The 23,393-nt window shown below is 51.5% G+C and carries 22 protein-coding genes; 20 read left to right on the top strand and 2 right to left on the bottom strand.

Annotated elements, in window-relative coordinates:
• Positions 1 to 13 precede the first annotated feature (13 nt).
• From speE to nspC, 4 genes are read left to right on the top strand one after another with little or no spacing between them, the layout of a single operon-like run.
• Positions 14 to 865: a polyamine aminopropyltransferase gene (gene speE / locus DW757_RS15400; protein ID WP_008398904.1), complete on the top strand. Its 852-nt coding sequence runs from the start codon at positions 14 to 16 to the stop codon at positions 863 to 865.
• A gap of 56 nt (positions 866 to 921) precedes the next feature.
• Entirely contained in the window at positions 922 to 1,827 is a 906-nt protein-coding gene (gene speB, locus DW757_RS15395; RefSeq protein ID WP_008398903.1) for an agmatinase, read from the top strand.
• Between the two features lie 25 nt (positions 1,828 to 1,852).
• Positions 1,853 to 3,055 carry a saccharopine dehydrogenase family protein gene (locus DW757_RS15390; protein ID WP_015573451.1) on the top strand — a complete coding sequence of 401 codons (1,203 nt, stop codon included), beginning with the start codon at positions 1,853 to 1,855 and terminating at the stop codon, positions 3,053 to 3,055.
• A gap of 15 nt (positions 3,056 to 3,070) precedes the next feature.
• On the top strand, positions 3,071 to 4,258 hold the full coding sequence (nspC, locus tag DW757_RS15385) for a carboxynorspermidine decarboxylase (RefSeq protein ID WP_118752169.1): 1,188 nt from the start codon (positions 3,071 to 3,073) through the stop codon (positions 4,256 to 4,258).
• Positions 4,259 to 4,594: 336 nt separating this feature from the next.
• Here the strand turns inward: nspC and DW757_RS15380 are convergent, their stop codons facing one another.
• Complete coding sequence (locus DW757_RS15380) at positions 4,595 to 5,059, bottom strand: methylglyoxal synthase (RefSeq protein WP_008398900.1); 465 nt, start codon at positions 5,057 to 5,059, stop codon at positions 4,595 to 4,597.
• A gap of 378 nt (positions 5,060 to 5,437) precedes the next feature.
• On the opposite strand from DW757_RS15380, the gene rho reads away from it, so the two are divergent.
• Positions 5,438 to 7,324 (top strand): transcription termination factor Rho, encoded by a 1,887-nt coding sequence (gene rho, locus DW757_RS15375; protein ID WP_118752168.1) that lies wholly within the window; start codon positions 5,438 to 5,440, stop codon positions 7,322 to 7,324.
• Between the two features lie 107 nt (positions 7,325 to 7,431).
• Here rho and DW757_RS15370 read toward each other — a convergent pair whose 3' ends face one another.
• The gene (locus DW757_RS15370; RefSeq protein ID WP_243033729.1) at positions 7,432 to 8,454 is read right to left on the bottom strand and encodes a LacI family DNA-binding transcriptional regulator; all 1,023 of its coding nucleotides are present in this window, start codon (positions 8,452 to 8,454) and stop codon (positions 7,432 to 7,434) included.
• A 449-nt stretch (positions 8,455 to 8,903) separates the two neighbouring features.
• Between DW757_RS15370 and DW757_RS15365 the strand changes: the two genes are divergently transcribed.
• The 15 genes from DW757_RS15365 (at position 8,904) to rimI (ending at position 23,156) form a co-directional block, all read left to right on the top strand.
• Positions 8,904 to 10,070 carry a pyridoxal phosphate-dependent aminotransferase gene (locus tag DW757_RS15365; protein ID WP_118752166.1) on the top strand — a complete coding sequence of 389 codons (1,167 nt, stop codon included), beginning with the start codon at positions 8,904 to 8,906 and terminating at the stop codon, positions 10,068 to 10,070.
• Between the two features lie 28 nt (positions 10,071 to 10,098).
• Positions 10,099 to 11,451 carry an amino acid permease gene (locus DW757_RS15360; RefSeq protein WP_118752165.1) on the top strand — a complete coding sequence of 451 codons (1,353 nt, stop codon included), beginning with the start codon at positions 10,099 to 10,101 and terminating at the stop codon, positions 11,449 to 11,451.
• 21 nt (positions 11,452 to 11,472) lie between these two features.
• Positions 11,473 to 12,438 (top strand): bifunctional 4-hydroxy-2-oxoglutarate aldolase/2-dehydro-3-deoxy-phosphogluconate aldolase, encoded by a 966-nt coding sequence (gene eda, locus DW757_RS15355; RefSeq protein WP_118752164.1) that lies wholly within the window; start codon positions 11,473 to 11,475, stop codon positions 12,436 to 12,438.
• Positions 12,439 to 12,451: 13 nt separating this feature from the next.
• Positions 12,452 to 13,414: a sugar kinase gene (locus DW757_RS15350; protein WP_118752163.1), complete on the top strand. Its 963-nt coding sequence runs from the start codon at positions 12,452 to 12,454 to the stop codon at positions 13,412 to 13,414.
• A 64-nt stretch (positions 13,415 to 13,478) separates the two neighbouring features.
• Positions 13,479 to 14,495 (top strand): alcohol dehydrogenase catalytic domain-containing protein, encoded by a 1,017-nt coding sequence (locus DW757_RS15345; RefSeq protein WP_118752162.1) that lies wholly within the window; start codon positions 13,479 to 13,481, stop codon positions 14,493 to 14,495.
• Positions 14,496 to 14,498: 3 nt separating this feature from the next.
• Complete coding sequence (locus tag DW757_RS15340; protein WP_015573455.1) at positions 14,499 to 15,263, top strand: SDR family NAD(P)-dependent oxidoreductase; 765 nt, start codon at positions 14,499 to 14,501, stop codon at positions 15,261 to 15,263.
• A gap of 70 nt (positions 15,264 to 15,333) precedes the next feature.
• On the top strand, positions 15,334 to 16,293 hold the full coding sequence (locus DW757_RS15335; protein ID WP_118752161.1) for a C-terminal binding protein: 960 nt from the start codon (positions 15,334 to 15,336) through the stop codon (positions 16,291 to 16,293).
• 391 nt (positions 16,294 to 16,684) lie between these two features.
• Positions 16,685 to 16,891: a 50S ribosomal protein L31 gene (gene rpmE / locus DW757_RS15330; protein WP_008398885.1), complete on the top strand. Its 207-nt coding sequence runs from the start codon at positions 16,685 to 16,687 to the stop codon at positions 16,889 to 16,891.
• Between the two features lie 138 nt (positions 16,892 to 17,029).
• On the top strand, positions 17,030 to 18,085 hold the full coding sequence (locus tag DW757_RS15325) for a DUF1385 domain-containing protein (protein ID WP_015573456.1): 1,056 nt from the start codon (positions 17,030 to 17,032) through the stop codon (positions 18,083 to 18,085).
• A complete protein-coding gene (locus DW757_RS15320) occupies positions 18,082 to 19,098 on the top strand; it encodes a HemK/PrmC family methyltransferase (protein WP_118752160.1) in 1,017 nt (338 codons plus the stop codon). Before DW757_RS15325 ends, DW757_RS15320 begins: the two co-directional genes overlap by 4 nt.
• 158 nt (positions 19,099 to 19,256) lie before the next feature.
• Complete coding sequence (gene prfA / locus DW757_RS15315; protein ID WP_008398881.1) at positions 19,257 to 20,333, top strand: peptide chain release factor 1; 1,077 nt, start codon at positions 19,257 to 19,259, stop codon at positions 20,331 to 20,333.
• A 537-nt stretch (positions 20,334 to 20,870) separates the two neighbouring features.
• A complete protein-coding gene (locus DW757_RS15310) occupies positions 20,871 to 21,362 on the top strand; it encodes a YcxB family protein (RefSeq protein WP_008398876.1) in 492 nt (163 codons plus the stop codon).
• 2 nt (positions 21,363 to 21,364) lie between these two features.
• Positions 21,365 to 21,796 carry a tRNA (adenosine(37)-N6)-threonylcarbamoyltransferase complex ATPase subunit type 1 TsaE gene (gene tsaE / locus DW757_RS15305; RefSeq protein WP_008398875.1) on the top strand — a complete coding sequence of 144 codons (432 nt, stop codon included), beginning with the start codon at positions 21,365 to 21,367 and terminating at the stop codon, positions 21,794 to 21,796.
• Positions 21,793 to 22,662 (top strand): tRNA (adenosine(37)-N6)-threonylcarbamoyltransferase complex dimerization subunit type 1 TsaB, encoded by an 870-nt coding sequence (tsaB, locus tag DW757_RS15300; RefSeq protein WP_118752159.1) that lies wholly within the window; start codon positions 21,793 to 21,795, stop codon positions 22,660 to 22,662. The genes tsaE and tsaB overlap by 4 nt, the downstream gene beginning before the upstream one ends.
• Positions 22,662 to 23,156 (top strand): ribosomal protein S18-alanine N-acetyltransferase, encoded by a 495-nt coding sequence (rimI, locus tag DW757_RS15295; RefSeq protein WP_118752158.1) that lies wholly within the window; start codon positions 22,662 to 22,664, stop codon positions 23,154 to 23,156. Before tsaB ends, rimI begins: the two co-directional genes overlap by 1 nt.
• The last annotated feature ends 237 nt before the right edge of the window (positions 23,157 to 23,393 follow it).

Here is a 23,393-nt window from a genome sequence, read left to right as displayed (position 1 = left end):
GAAAGGAGAAAAGATGGAATACTGGTTTTCTGAGGAGCAGACCTCAAACGTAAAGCTGTCAATCAGGGTTGACCGCCAGCTTTACAGCGGAAAAAGCGAGTTTCAGCGGATTGATGTGTTTGATTCACCGGAGTTTGGCCGGTTTCTGACGCTGGACGGATATATGATGCTGACGGAAAAGGATGAATTTATCTACCACGAGATGATCACCCATGTGCCCATGGCCGTTCATCCTGCCGTAAAGCAGGTCCTTGTCATCGGAGCCGGGGACGGCGGCGTGATCAGGGAGCTGACCAGATACCCGGAAATTGAGCACATCGATCTGGTGGAGATCGACGAGCTGGTGGTGGAGGTGTGCAGAAAATATCTTCCCAAGACAGCCTGCCGCCTGGACGATCCGAGGGTGAGCATCCACTATGAGGACGGAGTAAGGTTTGTGCGCTCCTGCGAGGACAAATACGATCTGATTATTGTGGACTCCACGGATCCCTTTGGCCCGGGAGAGGGACTGTTTACGAGGGAGTTTTACGGGAGCTGCTTTAAGGCCCTTCACGAGGACGGGATTATGGTCAACCAGCACGAGAGCCCCTTCTACCCGGAGGACGCCGTTGCCTGCCAGCGCGCCCACAAGCGGATTGTGGAGTCATTCCCCATCAGCCGCGTGTACCAGGCGCACATTCCCACTTACCCCTCCGGCCACTGGCTGTTCGGCTTTGCTTCCAGAAAGTACCATCCCTTAAAGGATTTAAAGGAGGCTGCCTGGAATTTAAGAGGTCTGTCCTGCCGCTACTATACGACGACCCTGCACAGAGGAGCCTTCTACCTTCCGGCCTATGTAGAGCGTCTGCTGGAAGAGGTGGAATAGTCTTTTCAAAACAGGCAGATATACAGGAAAATATACAGTAAAGAGAGGAAATGAAAATGTCAGAAAGCGTATCTGGACAGGCGTCGGAAAAGAAGCCTTTGGAGCTGTCTGCCAACGTATCGGTCTATATGGGATTCGACTGGGAATTTGACCAGGCGGACACGGTGGTATTCGGAGCACCCTTTGACTCCACCACCTCCTTTCGCCCCGGAACCAGGTTTGGCAGTGACGCCATCCGCCGGGAGTCCTATGGGCTTGAAACCTACAGCCCCTATCAGGATCGGGATCTGGAGGACAGCCGTGTGATGGACGCGGGAGATCTGGAACTGGGCTTTGGAGATCCCAGACGGGCTCTTGCAGATATAGAGGAGTGCGCGTCCACGATTCTCAATGCAGGAAAACGGCCCTTCATGCTGGGAGGAGAGCATCTCGTCACCCTCGGCAGCTTCAGAGCTGTACACAGAAAATATCCGGATGTACATATCATTCACTTTGACGCCCACACCGATCTCAGGGAGGATTATCTGGGAGAGCCCCTGTCCCACGCCTGCGTCATCAGGCGGTGCTGGGAGCTTACAGGAGACGGAAAAATCTTCCAGTTTGGAATCCGATCCGGAGAGCGCAGGGAGTTTGAGTGGGCGAAGGAGCACACATCCCTGAACCCCTTTAACTTTGACGGGCTCTCAGAGACACTCAGCCGTCTGGAAGGAAAGCCGGTCTACTTTACCGTTGATCTGGATGTGATGGACCCGTCCGTATTTCCGGGGACAGGTACGCCGGAGCCGGGCGGAGTGAGCTTTGACGAGCTGAGAAGGGCTGTGACATTGGTGTGCAGCAGGGCCAACATCGTCGGCTGCGATGTCAACGAGCTGAGCCCTCACTACGACCAGAGCGGAAGCTCCACGGCTGCCGCCTGCAAGATTGTCAGAGAAATGGTGCTGGCTATGCAGAAAGACAAGTAAATTTAATTTTAAGGAGGATAAAGTCATGGGAAAAGCATTAATCATCGGCTGCGGAGGAGTAGCATCCGTTGCCATTCACAAGTGCTGTCAGAACAGCGAAGTTTTTGAGGAGATCTGCATTGCCAGCAGGACAAAGTCAAAGTGCGATGCGCTGAAGGAGAAGCTGGAGGGCACTACCTCCACAAAGATTACCACAGCTCAGGTGGACGCAAACGATGTGGACGCTCTGGTTGCGCTGATCAATGAGGTGAAGCCGGATGTGGTGTTAAACCTGGCTCTTCCGTACCAGGATCTGACTATCATGGAGGCCTGCCTTGCCACCAAGACCCACTATGTGGACACAGCCAACTATGAGCCGGAAGATACGGCCAAGTTCGAGTACAGCTGGCAGTGGGCCTACAGGGAGCGCTTCGAGAAGGCCGGCATTACAGCCCTTCTGGGAAGCGGCTTTGATCCGGGCGTGACCAGCGTATTTTCCGCCTACGCGTTAAAGCATGAGTTTGACGAGATCAACTACATTGACATACTGGACTGCAACGGCGGCGACCATGGCTATCCGTTTGCAACGAATTTTAACCCGGAGATCAATATCCGCGAGGTTTCCGCCAAAGGCTCCTACTGGGAGGACGGCCACTGGGTAGAGACAGAGCCCATGGAGATCAAGCGCGTCTACAATTTCGACGGTGTGGGAGAGAAGGATATGTACCTGCTTCACCATGAGGAGATCGAGAGCCTTGCCCTGAACATTCCGGGAATCAAGCGCATCCGCTTCTTCATGACCTTCGGACAGAGCTACCTGACACACTTGAAATGTCTGGAGAATGTGGGAATGACCTCCATCGAGCCGATTATGTATGAGGGGAAGGAGATTATTCCTCTTCAGTTCTTAAAGGCAGTCCTTCCTGACCCGTCCTCTCTGGGCCCGAGAACCAAGGGAAAGACAAATATCGGCTGCATTTTCCGCGGAAAGAAGGACGGAAAAGAGAAAAATTATTATCTCTACAATATCTGCGATCACCAGGAGTGCTATAAGGAGGTAGGCTCCCAGGCGGTTGCCTACACCACAGGAGTTCCGGCGATGATCGGCGCCATGATGGTGATGACAGGAAAGTGGCAGAAGCCAGGCGTATGGAACATGGAGCAGTTTGATCCGGATCCATTCATGGAAGCCCTGAACAAGTGGGGACTTCCCTGGAAGGAATCCCACGATCCGGTTCTCGTAGACTAGGAGGTCAGGCCCTTGATGAACACAGAGCTGGAAACAAAAGCAGGTGCAGAGAGGGGAGAAACCTTCCCGGGGAAAAGCGGGAAGGCTCCCGTTTCCACCCCGTATTTTCTCATAGACGAGGAAAGGCTCAGAAAAAACCTGGAGATTTTGAAAAAGGTGCAGGAGGATACGGGCTGCCGTATTCTTCTGGCCCAGAAGGCGTTCTCCACCTTTTTTGCCTATCCCCTCATAAGGGAATACCTGGCGGGCAGTACCGCCAGCGGTCTCTATGAGGCGAGACTGGGCAGGGAGGAGTTCGGAGGGGAAACCCATGTATTTTCACCGGCCTACCGGGAGGACGAGTTTGAGGAGCTGTTAAGCTATGCAGATCACCTGGTCTTTAACTCCCCCTCCCAGCTGAGAAAGTATGGGGAGCGGGCGAGGGCTGCGGGAAAATCCGTGGGCCTTCGGGTAAATCCTGAGTGTTCCACCCAGGAGGGACACGCTATCTATGACCCCTGCGCGCCCGGCTCCAGGCTCGGGACCACAGCGGAGAACTTCGATGAGAGCCTGCTCCCCCTGTTGGACGGCCTCCATTTCCACACACTCTGCGAGCAGAACTCCGACGCCCTCGAGCAGACGGCGGCGGCCTTTGAGGAGAAATTCGGAAAATACCTGGGGAACATGAAGTGGCTGAACCTGGGAGGCGGACATCACATTACAAGAGATGACTATGACGTGGAGCGCCTGGAGAGGATTATCTCCCATTTCAGGGATACCTATGGTCTCACGGTTTATCTGGAACCGGGAGAAGCGGTTGTGCTGAATGCCGGCTTTCTCGTGTCCACAGTTCTGGAGACGGTGAAGAACGGCATCGACATAGCGATTCTCGACACCTCAGCCGCCTGCCACATGCCGGACGTGCTGGAAATGCCCTACCGCCCGCCGGTTTCAGATTCCGGACTTCCGGGGGAGAAGGCATTCACCTTCCGCCTGGCAGGCCCTACCTGCCTGGCAGGGGACGTGATAGGGGATTACTCCTTTGACACCCCCCTTGAGGCCGGAAGCCAGGTCGTATTTGAGGACATGGCCCTCTACACTATGGTAAAGACCAATACCTTCAACGGTATGGCCCTGCCCTCTATTGTCTGGCGCGGGCTGGACAAGAGAGAGACCCTGATAAAAAAATTCGGCTACGAGGATTTTAAGGGCAGGCTGGGCTGAGGAAGCGGGCTGAGAGGCCAAGGCGGACGGTCCTGAGATGAAGGCTGTCTTTACAGGCAGCAGCAGGGAATATAGACAGAGAGCGGTGCAGAAAAAAGGGAAGCCTATCTTCCGAAACGGAAGAGAAGGGCTTCCCTTTTTGATTTCGCGTACAGGAAAATCCGTTATGATGCGTATGATGTCTTATTATGCGGTATGGTGAAACAAAAGGCCTGGCAGGCAGGACTTTCCTGCAGCAAAGTCGGAATCTGCCGTCCAAAAGGCCGCTGCAGCCAGAGCCGGAAAAGCGCTCCCGGGAGTCCGGCTGGAATATCAAAAACGCAGAGGCGGCCTGCTTTACAGTGTCCTGGCCCTGTTTGCAATATTTTCCTGGAAGTTTACCACCCGGTGCTCATACTCAGAATCCATATAGCTGGAGGTGATCAGGAAATCGGCTGTGGCCTTGTTGTTTGCAATGGGGATGTCGTACACCTGGGCAATGCGGAGCAGCGCCTTCACATCCGGGTCGTGGGGCTGGGCGGTCAGAGGATCGGAGAAAAAGATGATGAAGTCAACCCGTCCCTCCACTACCTTGGCACCAATCTGCTGATCTCCCCCCAGAGGGCCGCTGTTGTAGCCCTTTACAGGGAGTCCTGTAGCTTCTGTGATCATGCGGGCTGTGGTTCCCGTTCCGCACAGGAAGTGATGCTTTAAAATTTCCTTATGGGCCTCACACCAGTCAATCAGCTCATGCTTCTTCTGATCATGGGCGATAAGGGCAATATTTTTCTGTTTTCCAATGGTCATTGTCAGATATTCCATTCTGTGTCACCAGTCCTTTCTGATTTGGCTTATTTTCATCTGTCTTCCCCCTACAGCTCTATCATACCACAATCCGGTAAAGTGCCAATGAAAAAAATATAAAATCTTTGCAATTCCGGAAGGAATAGTATATAATGAGTCCAGATACAAGGTTGGGAACGCATCTGAATTCTTTACAATCCCCAGATATGAAGAAATAAAAAGAAAATCACAGGACAGCGGCGGCCAGAGCAGTGAAAACCTGACGGCACAAAGGCAGACAAAGCAACCGTTCCCTCCTGAACCATCCCTGCTGTGCAGGTGTGAAACGACACTGCCGCCGCCCGGACTTACGAGCATTTAAAGGATCATAGAGTATCACAGTAAGGAGAATTGAATATGAGAGAAAAACTTCAGACCTTGCCTTTAGTCCAGCTCAGAGAACTGGCGAAAGCTCAGGGAATCAAGGGTGTGACGGCTCTGAAAAAAGCGGAGCTGATTGAGCGTCTGTGTGAAGCGGCAGGCGAAAAATCGCCCGAAAAGACTGCAGAGCCCTCTGCGCCCCGTGAACCGGAGCCGGCACAGGAGAAATCACCCGCCTATGACAGCCAGTTTGAAAAGGGAGAGAGGAGCGTAAAAGAGAGTGAATCCTCTTCCCGCCAGGAGGAAAGGCATCCTCAGAGAACCTATGTGAGAAATGACTATCGCTCCGATTCCAGGGGCGGTCAGGGATACAGAGGAAATGGAAACTCCGGCTACAGAAATCAGAATGCCTCCTACGGGCGCAGCTACCAGGCCAGAAATCAGGAAAGAAATCAGGATAGAAATCAAGAAAGAAATCAAGATAGAAACCAGGAGAAATATCAGGACAGAAACCATGACAGAGCAGAGATGCGCTTTTCAAACGGAATGGGTGCTGCAAATAACGCCGGCTCAGCCTGGTCCGGCAGCATGGATTCCAGAGCACCTCAGAACCCTTCACAGTTTCAGAATTCCATGACAGAGCAGGACATGACAGGGACTTCCGGTGCTCAGGCATCCGGCAGGTACGAGCAGCAGACCGATATGAGATATGATGCAAGAGGACAGGAGCAGAGAAGCCAGGATTACAGAGATCCTGGGGTAGAGGAGGTCAAGACAGAGCTTCAGGATCTGGACAGCGGCATTGAGGCAAACGGAATCCTGGAGGTAATGCAGGACGGATTTGGCTTTATCCGCTGTGAAAATTTCCTTCCGGGAGAAAATGACGTATACGTGGCTCCCTCCCAGATACGCCGGTTTAATTTAAAGACAGGTGATATTGTCCTGGGAAGCAGAAGAATCAAGACAGCTACTGAGAAATTTGCAGCTCTCTTGTATATTAAGTCAGTCAATGGCTATCCCCTCAGCGTGATAGAGCGAAGACCCAACTTCGAGAATCTGACGCCGATTTTCCCCGATGAGAGACTTCATATGGAGATGCCTGGAACAAGAAATTCCACCGCCATGCGGGTGCTGGATCTGCTCTCCCCCATTGGAAAGGGACAGCGAGGCATGATTGTATCTCCGCCCAAGGCCGGAAAGACGACGCTCTTAAAGCAGGTGGCCAAGGCAGTTACCACGAACCATCCGGATATGCACCTGATTATCCTCTTAATCGATGAGCGTCCGGAGGAGGTGACGGATATCAGGGAGGCCATCACAGGGCCAAATGTGGAAGTGATCTACTCCACCTTCGACGAGCTGCCCGAGCGCCACAAGAGAGTGTCTGAGATGGTAATCGAGAGGGCGAAGCGCCTGGTGGAGCACGGCCGCGACGTGATGATTCTCTTAGACAGCATGACCCGTCTGGCCCGGGCCTACAACCTGGTGGTTCCGGCCAGCGGCCGCACTCTTTCCGGAGGTCTTGATCCGGCGGCGCTTCACATGCCCAAGCGTTTCTTCGGAGCAGCCAGAAACATGAGAGAAGGCGGAAGCCTCACCATTCTGGCCACAGCCCTGATCGATACGGGAAGCAGGATGGATGATGTAATCTATGAGGAGTTCAAGGGAACCGGAAACATGGAGCTTGTGCTCGACAGAAAGCTCTCTGAAAAGAGAATCTTCCCGGCTATCGATATTCTCAAGTCGGGCACGAGAAGAGATGATCTGCTCTTGAATCCATTGGAATCAGAGGCTGTGGATATTATTCACAAGGCGACGAATACCCTGAAGCCGGAGGAATCGGTGGAACGGATTCTCGATCTGTTTGCCAGAACGAAAAATAACAGAGAATTTGTGGATATGGTGAAAAAGGTAAGGCTATAAAGGCAGGCGGCGGGAAAGAAAGATAATCAGAGCGTGGGAAGCCAGGCACTGGCCTGGCTTCCCACGCAGAGGTTTCTCTATCAGACAGTTTATGGCAAAACAGACTTTCACGGCTCCAGCCTTTTTTTGTTTATGCTGGACTGCCTGATATGAAAACGGCCCGGAACAATTTTTCCGCATTCACTGCCCTTTTTTCCAGAGGCGTTGTCTGTATTGATGGCATTTAGCAGGATTTTGAAGGCCTCGCTTCCGATTTTGACAGAATCCTGCTGGACGGAGGAGATTCCTATGAAGGAGCTCCAGGGAAAATCGTCAAAGCTCACGATGCCGAGATCGCTTCCAATTTGCCAGCCTTTTTTTGAAATCTGCTCCAGAAGCGCCTGCAGGACAAGGGTATTGGCTGCAATAAAGGCAGTGATCCTGTCCTTAGAGACAAGGGAAGCGGTCAGCTTTTCGATCTGCTTTCTATTCTTCGGCTCTATCTCAAAAACCTTCCCTTCAAAGTCAAGACGGGCACATATTTCCTGAAAAGCATCAGCGCGGAGTTTCCGGATAGAGCTGGTATCCAGAGCTTCGGTCAGCAATACAACCTGGTCAAACTGCTCTTCCTTCAAGTGCAGAAGAATATCTTCCATCAGCTGCCGGTTATTGGAAGTGACAACAGGAAGTCCCAGGCCTTCTATATCTCGATCCAGCAGAACAACAGGCAGGGACTGGCTGATCTGGCTGATGACTTCGTTATTGCCTCCTACAGTGTTGATGAGAAGACCGTCAACACTGTTGTCGAGATGCTTTCTTAAAAGCTTCAGTTCCGACGAGGCAGAGTTATTAGAAATAGATATCAGAAGCGAATAGCCTGCTTTCAGAGCCCTCTGGTTAATTGTGTCTAAAAGCGTAGAAAAAAAGGGGTTTGATATGTCAGAAATTATCACACCGATCAGCCGGGAATACTTCGATTTCAGGCTTCTGGCAATATTATTCGGCCTATAGCCGCTCTCCTTTATAATCTGTTCGATCCGGGCCTTTGTCTCCAGGGACATGGAATCGTACTTGCCGTTCAGAAAGCGTGAGATGGTGGTCGTACTCACGTTCGCCTGGGCGGCAATATCTTTTATTGTTAATTGTTTCATTGAGAAACTTCCTCCGAGCAGTTTTTTCTTTATTTCGAATATTCCAGTTAAATATCCTCTATTTGATTTTTTAATAATATCATATTTCAGATGATTTGAGAACGGAAAAGGTGAAAATATCACGCCGGACTCTGGTATCTGAAGGAATTACAGCCTGCACAGCTGCAGGAATCTTTCATTTCTGCCCTGCGCGGCTGCCTCTCTGTATGCGCTCTGTTTTTTTTAAAGTTTATCACAGATATGGGCTGGGGTTAAAAGTTCACAAAAATGTGAAAATAGAATTGTGCACTATATAGAAAAGAAATAAAACATTTGACTTATCCTTAATTGGGTGTTATTCTGAATTTAGGTAATCGGTTAACGAAATCAATTACCTAAATCGATTACTGAAAGTAATGCATTACGGTAAGGGGAACAGTAAAAAATAGGAATGTACGGAGGGAGAATGCATGAAGGAATTATCAGGACTGACAAAACTGCCCCAGTCGGGAATCAGAAGGATGTTTGATTTGGCAAAGGACAAACAGGGAGTGGTGAGCTTCTGTCTGGGAGAACCGGATTTTGCAACGCCGGACTATATTGTAGAGGCTGGAAAGAATTCACTGTTGGCAGGAAATACACACTACACAGATAATGCGGGGCTGCTGGAAACGAGAAAGGTGATTGCAGCTTATCTTCAGGAATTTGATGGGATAACCTATGATCCGGTTTCTGAGATCTGTATGTGCACGGGAGCTATGGAGGGACTCTACCTGACGATGGTTACCCTGTTTAACCAGGGTGATGAGGTGATCGTGGCAGATCCCTGTTATCCCAACTACCTGGGACAGATTGCCATGACGGGTGCCGTTCCGGTGCCGGTTCCGGTCTACGAGGAGGACGGCTTTGTGTTCCGCAGAAAGGAACTGGAGAAGGCGGTGACGCCGAAGACAAAGGCGATTCTGCTGAACTCTCCCACCAACCCTACAGGCGGGGTGACCAAGGGAGAGGATCTTCAGGCAGTCGCAGATATAGCGGTTAAATATGATCTGTATGTAATTCTGGATGCCGTTTACAAGCAGCTCATCTATGATGACGATTCTTATGAAAATATTGCTTCTCTGGAGGGCATGAGGGAGAGAACGCTCTACATCGATTCATTTTCTAAATCCCATGCCATGACCGGCTGGAGGATCGGCTATATATGCGGCCCAAAAGAAGTCATTTCCCAGATGCCCAAGCTCCAGGAAAATGTGGTTTCCTGTATTTCTGCCTTCATACAGGACGCGGCGGCGGAAGCACTGAGGGATAAGAAAAGAAGCGATGAATGCGTAAAGGCCATGCGTGATGAATACAGAAGACGCCGGGATGTGTTTGTAGACGGACTGAACAGTATTGACAAAATTTCTGTGGTAAAGCCAAAGGGTGCATTCTACCTGTTTGTCAATATTAAGGAGACGGGGCTTACATCAGAGGAATTCTGCATCAGACTTTTGGAGGAACAGAATGTTCTCACCTCACCGGGCTCTGCCTTTGGGACCATGGGAGAGGGATACATCCGTATCTCTTATGCGACCAGCATGGACACTATCAAAGAGGGGTTAAAGAGGATTCGCGCATTTGTTGCAGCCTTATAGGCTGTCAAATCAGAAAAGGGGTTAAGCAATGGAAAAAACAAGTGGAAAAAGTGGTCTGAAGAAGGTACTGAGCTTTCCCATGGTCGTTCTGATTATTATCAATATGGTAATCGGATCCGGCGTATTTTTTAAGGCACAGGGAGTTTTCACCATCACAAAAGGAACTCCTGGAATCGGACTGGCAGCCTGGGTGGCTGCCGGTATTATCAGCCTTCTGGGCGGGCTTACGGTGGCAGAGCTGGCGGGGGCCATTCCAAAAACGGGGGGAATGGTCTCGTGGATCGAAGAGATTTTTGGTAAGCAGCTGGGATACCTGGTTGGATGGGTGGAGGCCATCGTCTTCTGGCCGGCTAATATCGGAGCTCTGGGAGCTGTGTTTGCAGTGCAGCTAGTCAACTTAATGGGGCTTCCGGAAAGTCATCTGGGAATCGTGTCGGCTGCAGCAATCCTGTTTCTGGTGGTCATGAACTGTCTGGGAGCCAAGGTCGGCGGCTGGATTGGGACGATATTTACTGTGGCAAAAATGATACCGCTGATTTTCATAATAATTCTGGCATTCACTTATGAAGGGGCAAATCCTCAGAATGTAGTGCCGCTTCTGCCCTCAGAGGGAAATGCGGTATCCATTTTCGGAGCAGCTGTTCTGTCCTGTATGTACTCCTATGATGGATGGATGCATGTGGGAAATGTGGCCGGAGAGATGAAAAATCCTGCAAAGGATCTTCCGAAGGCCATCGTGTTTGGGCTGTCTGCTGTCGTTGTGATCTATGCGGTGATCAACACCGCATATGTATTTATCATCCCGGCGCCTGAGCTGGCTCTGACAGCGACACCGGCAGCAGATGTAGCCGGTGTGATTCTCGGAAATTCCATCGGAACAAAGCTGATTACCATCGGCATCCTGATCTCTGTGTTTGGAACCCTGAACAGCAATATTATGATGGCTATCAGGATCCCTTATACCATGGGACTTCAGAATAAGCTGCCGGGCAGCAGTTATCTGAAGAAGCTCCATCCCACCTTCAGAACACCTGTTTACAGCGGCACCTTAATTGCGGTGATCAGCGTGGTTATGGCTCTGTCTGGTTCCTATAATACACTGACCGATATGTGCATGTTTACGATCTGGATTTTCTACTCTCTGACCTTTTTGGGAGTGCTCAAGTACAGAAAGGATCGGCCCGACATTGTGAGAACGTACAGGGTTCCCGGTTATCCGGTCATCCCGGTGCTGGCTTTTGCCGGAGGCGCATTCGTGGTGCTGATGACGCTGGTAACCCAGACCATGCTGGCTGTCGTCGGCCTTGGACTGACACTGCTGGGTCTGATTGTATATCATTTCAGAAAAGACAAGATTGAAGACATCTCAGTTGTAGAATAGAGGAAGACAGAGGAAACGGTTATGGAGTTTGAAAAGGTACTGGAACAGATTGGACAGATTGGCATCCTTCCCGTTGTAAAAATTGAGGCGCGGGAGCAGGCGGCGCCTCTGGCAGAATGCCTTGTGAGGGCAGGCTTTCCCGCTGTGGAAATTACCTTCCGCACCGGCGCATGTACGGAGGCAATAAGAGAGATTAAAAAAAAGGTTCCCGGGGTATTGGTGGGGGCCGGGACGGTAGAGACAGAAAAACAGGCCCGGGAAGCCATGGAGGCAGGGGCGGAATTTCTGATAAGCCCGGGATGGAACCGGACTCTTGCCAGGGCCTTCAGAGATCTCCCCTACATACCCGGCTGCCAGACCCCGGGAGAAGTGCAGGAGGCCAGGGAGATGGGGTATTCGACCGTGAAAATTTTTCCGGCAGAATGCTGCGGAGGAATTTCCTATCTGAAAACTTTATCATCTGTGTTTTCAGGCATGAAGTTTATCCCAACGGGAGGAATTACGGCAGAGACTTTTTCCGGTTATCTGAAGCTCCCGTCTGTGCTGGCGTGCGGCGGCAGCTTTATGGCTCCGGAAAAACTGATAAAGGAGGAGAATTTCGCTGCCATCGAGGAGCGGTGCCGGAATGCAGCAGAAAAGCTGTTTGGTTTTCACATTGCCCATGTAGGAATTAACTGTGAGGGAAGAGAAGAGGCGGCCGGGATCGCCCAGGTGCTGCAGGAGTGGTTTGGCTTTGAGCCGGCGGAAAATCCCTCCTCCATATTCGCGGGAACCAGTGTAGAAATTATGAAGGAGCCCTATCTCGGCGCGAAAGGGCATATTGCGATTGCGGCGTGCTTTCCGGAAAGGGCAAAAAGTTATCTGGAGAGAAAAGGCGTGCGATTCCGTGAGGAGAGCGCCGTATACAGGGAAGGAGGAGAACTTCAGGCTATCTATTTTGAGAGAGAGATCGGCGGCTTTGCGGTTCATCTTGTGAGAAAGGCATAGCAGGGAGAATGGTATGGGAAAAGTATTATTGTTCGGCGAGCCTATGGCTCTGCTGATTTCTGACACTGCGGGCCCCCTGGCAGAGGCGGGACATTTTTCCAGGGCAATGTCCGGAGCGGAGGTCAATGTCTCCATCGGGCTGGTGCGCCTGGGACATGAGGTCACCTACCTGACAAGGCTAGGTGATGACCCGTTTGGGCACTATATAGAAAAACGGCTCAGAGAAAACGGAATTGGAACAGAATGGCTTACCTTTGACAGCGAGTACCGGACGGGGATCCAGCTGAAGGGGAGAGCGGAAAACGGGCAGGATCCGGACACCTTTTACTACAGGAAGGGCTCCGCTGCCTCCCACATTACGGCTGCACAGGTGGAGCGGATTGATCTGTCCGGGATAGACCATGTACATGTGACTGGAATTCCTCCGGCTTTATCGGAATCTGCCAGAGAAGCATCCTTCTGCCTGATGGCCAGGGCCAGGGCCCGGGGGATTTACACCAGCTTTGACCCGAACCTCAGGCCATGCCTCTGGGCCAGTGAAGAGGAAATGCGTCAGGTGATCAACGAGCTGTCCTCTCTGGCGGACATGGTTCTGCCGGGGCGGGCAGAATGCCGGATCCTTTGCCGGACTGACGATATGGATGAGGCTGCCGATTTTTATCAGAATACAGGTGTAAAAACGGTTATCATAAAAAACGGAAGCAGAGGAGCATATGTGAGAGACGGAAACGAATCCTTCCAGATACCTGGCTACAGGGTGGAAAAGGTGATCGATACGGTAGGAGCCGGAGACGGGTTTGCGGCGGGCGTGATCAGCGGAAGGCTGGAAGGGCTTTCCATGCCGGAGATGGTGCGGAGAGGAAATGCCATAGGCGCCCTTCAGGTGATGAATATCGGGGACAACGAGGGACTCCCTGACAGAACGAGGCTGGAACTGTTTCAGGGCGGAAGAACATCTACACAGAAGCGGTTTTGACAAAAACAGATGCTTAAAAACGATGTCTGAGAAAAATAACAAGTGACAGAAGGGGGATCACGGGATGAAGGCATTAGTCTATGCGGGTGCAAAAAAAGCAGAGGTTCGGGAGGTGCCGGAGCCTCAGAAAAAGGAAGGGACCATAAGGCTTGAGATACAGTACTGCGGCGTCTGCGGATCAGATGTGGGGATCTGGCTGGGAACACATCCCAGGGCCAAGGCCCCTCTGATTTTCGGGCATGAGTTCCTGGGTATCGCTGCGGAGGACGGAAAACATATAAAGAAGGGGGACCGGGTTGTGCCCTATCCTCTGCTGTCCTGCGGCCACTGTCTGGCATGCAGGAGCGGAAATGAGCATGTGTGCAATACCCTTGGCTTAATTGGGATTGATACGGACGGCGGAATGTGCAATACTGCTTATGTAAATGAGTCAGTTCTGGTTAAAGTTCCGGAGGGCGTCAGCGACCGGGCAGCTGTACTGATCGAACCCCTGGCTGTGCTGGTTCACGGGCTTCACATGTCAGGCTTCCAGATGATGGACACGGCAGTGGTGATCGGAGCAGGGCCCATAGGAATCCTCTGCGGAATTGTCTTAAAATGGGCAGGTGCATCGAAAATTTTCATCTCTGATCTGGCTGAGAAGCGCCTTCATCTGGCAGAGGAGCTGGGAATGATACCCGTCAACCCGGAAAAAGAAAATCTGGAGAAGCTGGTGAAGGAAGCCACAGGAGGAGAAGGCTGTGATGTACTCTTCGAGTGCAGCGGTGCTGCCTCCGCTGCTATGGAGATGTCAGAGATTACCCGGGTGAGAGGGAAAATCTGTGTGGTATCCATTCATAAAAAGCCCCACGAGGTCAACCTGCAGAGCATAAATTTTAAGGAACAGACACTGGTGGGGACCAGAGTATACACCAGAGAAGAATTTCGCCAGGCGGCAGAGCTGACCAAGGAGCTGGAACCACAGCTTCAGCGGGTGGTAACTCATATTGTCCCCCTGGAAGAAAGTGACAAGGTGTTTGATATGATCGGCGATCCGGACTGCGGGACAGTCAAGGTCGCGGTAGACTGCAGGAGGCGGTAAGGCATGAACTTATTTGATATAAAGGGGAAAAAAGCGATTGTGACAGGGGGCAGCAGAGGCCTTGGATACGGGATGGCAGAGGGGCTGATGGAGGCAGGCTGCGAAACGGTAATTATTGGAGTCTCAGATCGTGTTTTCCGCACAGCACAGGAGTTTCGGGAGAGAGGACTTTCCTGTCAGGCAGTGAGGGCAGATCTGGGAGACCGGGAGGAGATGGAACCCTGTTTTAAAAAGGCGGTAGAATTGCTGGGAGGACGGCTGGATATTCTTGTGACAGCCCATGGCATACAGAGCCGCCACAGATCAGAAGAATTTCCTCTGGAAGACTGGAGCCGTGTGCTGGACGTAAACCTGACCGCCGTCTTCATGCTGTGCCAGATGGCGGCCAGACAGTTCATGGAGCAGGGGGAAGGAGGGAAAATTATTACCGTGTCCTCTATGCTTTCTTTTTTCGGAGGCTTTACCGTTCCTGCCTATGCAGCGTCAAAGGGAGGGGTTGCACAGCTGACCAAGGCGCTCTGCAATGAGTGGGCAGGCAAAGGAATCACCGTAAACTCTCTGGCTCCCGGATATATGGCAACCGACATGAATGAGGCGCTGTTAGACCCGGAAAATCCGAGAAATGCAGAGATTACCGGGAGGATTCCTGCAGGCCGGTGGGGAACAGGAGAGGATATGAAGGGGCCGGTGATTTTCCTGGCGTCCAGGGCTTCTGACTATCTGAACGGAGCTGTGATTCCTGTGGACGGGGGGTATCTGGTACGCTGACGGCCAGGAGGGATGTCACCTTGAAGGAAAGCAGTATTGTGCCTGAGAAAAAAGATGGGAGGAACAGAGCTTGAAAATTTATGTGACAGACTGTGATCATGCAGACATGAATATCGAAAAGAAAATTTTTGAGGAGGCGGGGCTGTCTTTTGAACACTGTAAGGCAGTGACGGAGGATGAGGTTATCAGAAGCTGCCCGGACGGAGAGATTTTTCTGGTACAATACGCCCACATTACAGAGAAGGTAATGGAAAATATTCCATCCCTGAAACTAATCGTGCGCTATGGCGTAGGGGTGGATACAGTTGACCTGGAGGCGGCCGCAAGACATGGGATACAGGTGTGCAATGTTCCCGATTACGGGATGAATGAAGTGGCAGATCAGGCTGCCGCCATGCTTTTGGCCCTGAAGCGAAAACTGATGGTGATGAACCGGTACACCAGGGAAGAAAAATGGGATTACACGAAAGCGATCCCCATTCACCGCTTCAGCGAGCAGACAGTTGGAATTGTGGGTCTTGGCAGAATCGGCAGGTGCTTTGCCTCCCGTGTCCACGCATTTGGATTTCGCATATTGGGTTACGATCCCGTTTATAAGGAGATCCCGGGAATGGATTATATCCAGATGACCGATTTCGGAACTCTGCTCGAAGAGTCGGATGCCATCTCTGTCCACTGCCCGGCAGATGGGAACAGGAATCTGTTTGCAGAAGAGCAGTTTCGCCGGATGAAAAAAGAGTCGGTGATTATCAATGTGTCACGGGGCGGGATTATCAACGAGAGGGCTTTGGATCAGGCGCTGAGAGAGGGAAGGATAGCGGGAGCAGGGATGGACTGCCTGGAAAAAGAACCGATGGAGGCGGGAAGCCCTCTGCTTCGCCATGAGAACCTGATTGTCACTCCCCATATGGCTTGGTATTCGGAGGAGGCTGCAAAGGAGTTGAAGAGAAAGGTTGCCGAGGAGGCCGTCCGCTTTGTTAAGGGGGAGGCTGTGAGGTATCCGGTAAACCAGGCTGGGCGAAAAAAATAAAAGCTCAGAGGGAAGCCTCTGGCTGTGCAGGTGTGATAATAATTAAAACGGAAGTCAGCAAAAGCGATCTTCTGTATGGGCAGGGCGGTCTGCCCCATACAGAAGGTCGCTTTCAGTCAGACAGACAAAAAGCCACTTCGGCTTCATAGGCCATACTCGGAAACCTTTAATATTCTCCAGCCGCTTTCTGCAGTTCATTTCTGCTGGTGCATTCCTTAACGTCAGTAAAAACCCCTTGCATTCCCCCATATTTTGTGCTATACTACCTAAGCTGTGTATAGTAGATTTACTGCGCGGCAAGACAGAGATTCGCAAAACAGGCGATTGAAATTTGGTACACATTTGTACGTGCGGTCGGAAACCGCAGAAGAAAAATTGAGAGGTGAAAATCATGAAGGAAGGAATCCATCCAGCTTATTATCAGGCAAAGGTTGTTTGCAACTGCGGCAACGAGTTCGTAACAGGTTCTACTAAGAAGGACATCCACGTGGAGGTTTGCTCCAAGTGCCATTCTTTCTACACAGGACAGCAGAAGGCTGCATCCGCTCGCGGACGTATCGATAAGTTCAACCGCAAGTACGGTATCAATGCAAACTAATCAGTTTGGCTAAGTAAGGGTTGGGTTTTAATGGCAACATGAAACCCAACCTTTTTGGTATATAAAATTTTGGGTGAGCGGACTTATAGACAAAGAGATTGACGCAGGAATTAAGTGTGAATATATAGGAGAGTGCAAATGAAATATTCAGGAATCGGAGGACAGGCCGTGATCGAGGGAATCATGATGATGAACCGCAATGATTACGCGGTGGCGGTCAGGAAGCCCGATCAGGAGATAGAGGTAAAGAAAGACCGTTACGTCAGCATTACCCAGAAGGTGAAGCTCTTTTCCATTCCGTTTGTCAGGGGAGTGTTCCGCTTTGCGGATTCTATGATTGTCGGCATGAAGACGCTGACGTATTCGGCCAGTTTTTTTGAGGACGATGAGGAATCAGAACCTGGCAGGATCGAAAAATTTCTCGACCGGGTGCTGGGAGAGAAGTTAGAGAGTGCGCTTATGGCTTTTGTCATGGTGCTGTCCTTTGTCCTTGCAATTGGAATTTTCATGCTTCTCCCCCTGTTTCTCGCGGGACTGTTTTCCCGCTTTATCACATCGGAGAATGTGATGGCAATTCTGGAGGGCATAATCAGGATCGGTATCTTTATCGCCTATATCAAGCTTGTATCGCGCATGGAGGACATCAGGCGCACCTTTATGTACCACGGCGCCGAGCACAAATGTATCAACTGTGTGGAGCACGGTCTTCCACTGACGGTGGAAAATGTGCGAAAAAGCTCCAAAGAGCATAAGCGGTGCGGAACCAGCTTTATTCTGATTGTCATGGTCATCAGCATTCTGTTTTTCATGGTCATCCGGGTGGATGCGATCTGGCTGAGATTTTTGAGCAGAATTATCCTGGTTCCGGTCATTGCAGGTGTTTCCTATGAAATCCTTCAGCTTGCAGGGCGCAGCAATTCAAAGATCATGGATCTGGTGAGCAGGCCGGGCATGTGGATGCAGGGCCTTACCACAAAGGAGCCGGACGACTCCATGATCCAGGTGGCTATCGCCGCCACGGAGGCTGTCTTCGACTGGAAGGCTTATCTGCGTGAGAACTTTCCTGACACAGATTTAAGCGCCTTTGAAACCGCTGAGGAGGATCAGGATTTGGTTCTTCAGACAGAGACTGTCTCTTTCGGTGACCCGAAGGAAGGGGAGGCTGAAAACGGGCTTCTCAGGAGGGACGCATGAGTAAGGAAGAGAAGAAAGAGCCGGTGAAGGGGCAGGACAGCCTGCAGAATCCCACCTGGCAGGAGGTGCTCGACGAAGGTGTGAGAGTGCTCTCGCAGGCGGGGATAGCGGAGGCGCAGCTGGACGCCTGGTATCTGTTCTCAGAGAGCTTTCCCATTGACAGGGTCCATTTTCTCATGGACAGGAACAGGCCCATGCACAGAGAAATATTTGAGAAGGGATGGCCTCTGTTTGCAGAGCGGATTGAAAAGCGGGCCAGCAGAATTCCCCTTCAGCACATTTTGGGAAGCCAGGAGTTTATGGGACTTTCCTTTCGGGTGAATGAGCATGTGCTCATACCAAGGCAGGATACGGAGACGCTGGTGGAGGAGGTGCTCAGGGACTGTCCTGACAGGAATGCCGATATTCTTGACATGTGCACGGGATCCGGATGCATCGGTCTGAGCCTTGCGGTGCTGGGAAGGTACAGAAGCGTCACTGCGGCAGATGTGTCGGAGGATGCGCTTCGGGTAGCGGCCGGAAATGCGAAGCGGCTGTTTCTGATCCAGAAGGATGTGGTCAGGGCAGAGTCGAAAAATTTCCCCGGTCTGCCCTTGTGTACAGAGCTGACCGTCTGGGCCGGAAAAAACAGGGAAAATGCAGAGACAAGGAAGTTTCGCCTTGTGCGCAGCGATCTGTTTTCTGAATTTGCCGCAGAGCGCTATGACGTCATAGTCTCGAACCCGCCCTACATTCCATCCGGCGAGGTGGAAAAGTTAGAGCCGGAGGTCAGGGAACATGAGCCGAGGCTGGCCCTTGACGGAAGTGCCGACGGGCTTCATTTTTACCGGATCCTGGCCGAAGAGTGCAGGAAGCATCTGAAGAAGGGCGGACGGGTCTATTTTGAGATAGGCTGTGAGCAGGCCTCTGCCGTGACGGAGCTTCTGGCGCAGCAGGGCTACACAAAAATCCAGGTGGTAAAGGACGCTCCGGGCCTTGACCGGGTGGTGAAGGCTGTCTGGACGCAGCACTGAGACGGCTGCGGGAAGCAGAGCCGGAATAAGGGAGCGTAAGCAGGATAAAACTGTGATAAAACTGCAGAGGCGATAAAATAAGAATCAAATGCATAAAGAGGGAATATACAGCCTGCCGGACAGGCATCAGGGGCCGGGACGGCAGGAAGGAGGTTGTCATGTTTGATCGTTTGGACGATTTGCTGATCCGATATGAGGAGCTGATGGAAGAGCTCAATAATCCATATGTGGTAGAGGATCAGAAGAAATTCAGAAAGCTCATGAAGGAGCAGGCGGATCTGGCTCCTATCGTGGAGGCGTATAAAAATTATAAGCAGGCTCACCAGGATGTGGAGGACAGCGTGGCTCTTCTGGAGGAGGAGTCTGACGAGGAGATGCGTGAGCTGGCCAAGGAGGAGCTGGCAGACGCAAAGAAGCGCATCGAGGAGCTGGAACAGGAGCTGAAGATCCTCCTGCTTCCGAAGGATCCCAATGATGAGAAGAATGTTATGGTGGAGATCCGCGCCGGAGCCGGCGGAGACGAGGCAGCTCTTTTTGCATCCGAGCTGTACCGCATGTATGTGCGCTATGCAGAGCGCAAGCGCTGGAAGACAGAGATTGTCAGCTTAAATGAGAATGGAATCGGAGGCTTTAAGGAGGTTGTGTTTATGGTGACAGGCCAGGGCGCATACTCCAAGCTCAAATATGAGAGCGGTGTTCACCGCGTTCAGCGTGTGCCGGAAACCGAGTCCGGAGGAAGAATCCATACATCCACGGCGACAGTGGCTGTTATGCCGGAGGCTGAGGAGTTTGACATTGAGATTGATATGAACGACTGCCGCATCGATGTTATGCGTGCGTCAGGAAACGGAGGACAGTGTGTCAACACCACAGACTCTGCCGTGCGTCTGACTCATATGCCCACGGGAATTGTGATTTACAGCCAGACAGAGAAGTCACAGCTTCAGAATAAGGAAAAGGCTTTCCGCCTTCTGCGCTCCAAGCTGTATGATCTGGAGCTGGAAAGACGGCAGAGTGAGGAATCAGAGGCGAGAAGAAGCCAGATTGGAACAGGCGACCGCTCTGAAAAGATCCGCACCTACAATTTCCCCCAGGGCCGTGTGACAGAGCACAGGATCAAGCTGACGCTCTATAAGATTGACTCTGTCATGGACGGAGAGCTGGATGAGCTGATCGACAGCCTGATTGCGGCAGACCAGGCGGCAAAGCTGGCAAAGCTCAATGAGGAGGTATAATTTTCAGGTAATATTCTGATACAGGAAAACAGGTGGATAAATTACGGTGTGCCGCCGAAGTTGAAACCACAGAGAAGAGGGTGTCCTTTCAGTCACTTCGTGACTTTTGGGACACCCTCTTCTCTGTGATTCAGCCAGTCAGCTCTCAGATTCCTTACATTATATACACAAAAAGTCATCAAAAGAGGAGATGCAGCATATCAGTGGAAGGGCAGAGTATTGCAGATTATTTTTGCAGTCCGGAAGGCTGAGGCTGTGAATCTTTCTGTCGATTTTTTGTGTTTTTTTGGGATTTGTGCTGAAATTGCGTGAATGGAGGCGATAATTGCGGCGTCCTTTGGAGAGAGGCACATTGAAATTCACTCAGACGGATGATAGAATCAGGAGTCGAAACCTGCGCTGTGACGGCTCCTTCCTGCTTAAAGCAGAGGGGATGCCTGCGGACAAACCTGTTCCTTCCGGTTGACATACTGGCATTTGAGATAGTAAGATTAGGTACAGAATCTGTCGAACAGACGAGATGAGGAGGAAGCAGAAGTGGAACTCAGGATAAAACTGACAGAACAGGAAATTTACACCTTTTTAAAGCACACATTTTACAGAGGGGCCAGAGGGGCGGCGAGCCTTATCTGCGTGCTTCTGATGATTCTGGTTGTAGCCGTATCCTGGAATCAGCAGCCGCCTGCAGGCAGAGTAATTCTCTCTGTGGGAGTGGTTCTGCTGATTTTAATGCAGCCCTTTGCCCTTCACCGCCGGGCGGCTGCTCAGGTAAAGGATCCGGAGCAGTCGAAAGAAATGTTCCTGCACCTTGACTACAATGGAATAAAAGCTCAGCAGGGCAGGGACAAAGCGAATATAGGCTGGCGCCAGGTGGAGAAGGTCACAAGGCTTACGGGGCTCTATGTTGTCGGCCTTCGCGGAAATAAAGCTTACCTGATTCCTGACCGGGTTCTCACCGGGACGAAGAAGGAGCAGTTTGAAAAACTCTTAAAGACCTATGTTTCAGCCGAAAAATTGAAAGGAATCTGATTATGAAAATCATTGAAACATACAGCCCGGAGGAGACCTTTGAGGCTGGAAGGCGCATGGGGGAAAAGGCAAAGGCAGGGGAAGTGTACTGTCTGAACGGCGACCTGGGAGTGGGGAAAACCGTATTTACCCAGGGCTTTGCCAGAGGACTGGGAATACAGGGAACCGTAAACAGCCCAACCTTTACCATTGTGCAGCAGTACGATGAGGGAAGGCTTCCCCTCTACCATTTTGATGTCTACCGGATTGGAGATATCAGTGAGATGGACGAGATTGGCTATGAGGACTGCTTCTATGGAGAGGGAGTCTGCCTGATTGAATGGTCGACACTGATCGAGGAGATTCTTCCGGAGCATGCCACGGAAATCAGGATAGAGAAAGACCTGAATCAGGGGTTTGACTACCGCAGAATCAGCGTGGAGGAGAGAAAATGAGAATATTAGGAATTGAGAGCTCATCCCTGGTGGCGTCCGTAGCCATTGTGACAGATGACATACTGACGGCAGAGTATACGGTAAACTTAAAGAAAACGCATTCCCAGACACTCCTTCCCATGATTGACGAGGTGATCCGGATGCTGGAGATTGAACTGGACTCCATAGACGCCATCGCCGTTTCAGGGGGCCCCGGCTCCTTTACAGGGCTTCGGATCGGTTCCGCTACAGCCAAAGGACTGGGACTTGCCATGAAAAAGCCGTTGATTCACGTACCGACCGTGGATGCAATGGCCTATGGCCTCTATGGGACAGATGCCCTTATCTGCCCTGTCATGGATGCCCGCAGAAATCAGGTATATACAGGACTCTACCATTTCAGGGACCGCTTTGAGGTGGTAAAAAACCAGTGGCCCTCCGATGTGAGAGAGCTGGTGGATGAATTGAATGAGAGAGGGGAGAAGGTAATCTTCCTCGGGGATGGAGTGCCGCCCTACAGAGCCTTGATTGAAGAGAGCATTAAGGTCCCCTGCGCCTTTGCTCCGGCCCACGTAAACAGGCAGAGAGCTGCATCTGTAGCCGCCCTGGGTGCCGTCTATTTTGCAGAGGGAAGAACGGAGACTGCTATGGAGCACAGGCCGGATTATCTGAGAAAATCCCAGGCTGAGCGGGAGCGGGAGGTGGCCGAGCGTCAGGGCGAGATGGAAAAGCTGGCTGCCGGAATCCAGGTAGTAGAGCGCCCGGAGACCCGGAATGTGCCGGAACAGGGAGAAAAAGCTGCAGAGAAGAAAGATTCAGAGAAGAAAACTGCAGAGAAGAAGGGCGCGGATAAGGAAGCGGAGACAGGGGAAGGAGCGCTGCGCTGATGGAGGCTGGAGGACAGACAAAGCTTTTAGTCAGGCCCATGACAGAGCGGGACCTTCCGGAAACTGCCAGCCTGGAACGGCTTAGTTTTTCTGTGCCCTGGTCAGAAACACTGCTGTCAGAGTGTCTGGACAGCCGTCTGGATCTGGTCTGGGTGCTGGAAGAGGAACGAGGAAGTGAGCTGCAGAAGGGTGAAGGAAGGAAGAAAATTGCCGGATACTGCAACCTCAGGATCATTGCAGGAGAGGCAGAATTGATGCGCATCGCTGTACATCCTGACCTTCGGGGAAGGGGATACGCAAGGATCCTGATGGATACGCTGGTTCGTTCTGCCAGAGAGCAGGGAGCCTCTGTGATTACGCTGGAGGTAAGAAATTCCAATCAGGCGGCCAGAAACCTTTATAAATCCTACGGTTTTGTGGAGGAGGCTGTCAGAAAAAGCTATTACACAGAACCGATTGAGGACGCCGTCATCATGGGACTTCGCCTCTCTTGAAATAATTACCACTTAAAAACGCGAATAGAAAAGACTATAATGTAGGGGTATCCGGTGCGGATGCCCCTTTAGTTTGCATCACAGGAAATTCCTCTGAACTCCCTGTGATAGAAAAAGCTCTGCCGGGCGGGATACACACGCCGCGCAGAGAAAAAAGGCTGCTTAGGGCAGCCGCGCGGCGGCGGAAAGACTAACTATTAAAAGTCAAGTCTAAAATGAAGATTTTTGAATGAATTG

Source organism: Clostridium sp. AM29-11AC (assembly GCF_003480545.1).
GTDB classification, from domain to species: Bacteria; Bacillota; Clostridia; order Lachnospirales; family Lachnospiraceae; genus Otoolea; species Otoolea saccharolyticum_A.
Note: the sequence above shows the minus strand (reverse complement) of the source record. Positions and strands in the feature narration are given on the sequence as shown.

What these genes read in the sequence shown, in the direction of transcription:
- speE (WP_008398904.1), top strand. Translation starts at nt 14, where the DNA reads ATGGAATACTGGTTTTCTGAGGAGCAGACCTCAAACGTAAAGCTGTCA.
- speB (WP_008398903.1), top strand. Translation starts at nt 922, where the DNA reads ATGTCAGAAAGCGTATCTGGACAGGCGTCGGAAAAGAAGCCTTTGGAG.
- DW757_RS15390 (WP_015573451.1), top strand. Translation starts at nt 1,853, where the DNA reads ATGGGAAAAGCATTAATCATCGGCTGCGGAGGAGTAGCATCCGTTGCC.
- nspC (WP_118752169.1), top strand. Translation starts at nt 3,071, where the DNA reads ATGAACACAGAGCTGGAAACAAAAGCAGGTGCAGAGAGGGGAGAAACC.
- DW757_RS15380 (WP_008398900.1), bottom strand. Translation starts at nt 5,059, where the DNA reads ATGGAATATCTGACAATGACCATTGGAAAACAGAAAAATATTGCCCTT.
- rho (WP_118752168.1), top strand. Translation starts at nt 5,438, where the DNA reads ATGAGAGAAAAACTTCAGACCTTGCCTTTAGTCCAGCTCAGAGAACTG.
- DW757_RS15370 (WP_243033729.1), bottom strand. Translation starts at nt 8,454, where the DNA reads ATGAAACAATTAACAATAAAAGATATTGCCGCCCAGGCGAACGTGAGT.
- DW757_RS15365 (WP_118752166.1), top strand. Translation starts at nt 8,904, where the DNA reads ATGAAGGAATTATCAGGACTGACAAAACTGCCCCAGTCGGGAATCAGA.
- DW757_RS15360 (WP_118752165.1), top strand. Translation starts at nt 10,099, where the DNA reads ATGGAAAAAACAAGTGGAAAAAGTGGTCTGAAGAAGGTACTGAGCTTT.
- eda (WP_118752164.1), top strand. Translation starts at nt 11,473, where the DNA reads ATGGAGTTTGAAAAGGTACTGGAACAGATTGGACAGATTGGCATCCTT.
- DW757_RS15350 (WP_118752163.1), top strand. Translation starts at nt 12,452, where the DNA reads ATGGGAAAAGTATTATTGTTCGGCGAGCCTATGGCTCTGCTGATTTCT.
- DW757_RS15345 (WP_118752162.1), top strand. Translation starts at nt 13,479, where the DNA reads ATGAAGGCATTAGTCTATGCGGGTGCAAAAAAAGCAGAGGTTCGGGAG.
- DW757_RS15340 (WP_015573455.1), top strand. Translation starts at nt 14,499, where the DNA reads ATGAACTTATTTGATATAAAGGGGAAAAAAGCGATTGTGACAGGGGGC.
- rpmE (WP_008398885.1), top strand. Translation starts at nt 16,685, where the DNA reads ATGAAGGAAGGAATCCATCCAGCTTATTATCAGGCAAAGGTTGTTTGC.
- DW757_RS15325 (WP_015573456.1), top strand. Translation starts at nt 17,030, where the DNA reads ATGAAATATTCAGGAATCGGAGGACAGGCCGTGATCGAGGGAATCATG.
- DW757_RS15320 (WP_118752160.1), top strand. Translation starts at nt 18,082, where the DNA reads ATGAGTAAGGAAGAGAAGAAAGAGCCGGTGAAGGGGCAGGACAGCCTG.
- prfA (WP_008398881.1), top strand. Translation starts at nt 19,257, where the DNA reads ATGTTTGATCGTTTGGACGATTTGCTGATCCGATATGAGGAGCTGATG.
- tsaE (WP_008398875.1), top strand. Translation starts at nt 21,365, where the DNA reads ATGAAAATCATTGAAACATACAGCCCGGAGGAGACCTTTGAGGCTGGA.
- tsaB (WP_118752159.1), top strand. Translation starts at nt 21,793, where the DNA reads ATGAGAATATTAGGAATTGAGAGCTCATCCCTGGTGGCGTCCGTAGCC.
- rimI (WP_118752158.1), top strand. Translation starts at nt 22,662, where the DNA reads ATGGAGGCTGGAGGACAGACAAAGCTTTTAGTCAGGCCCATGACAGAG.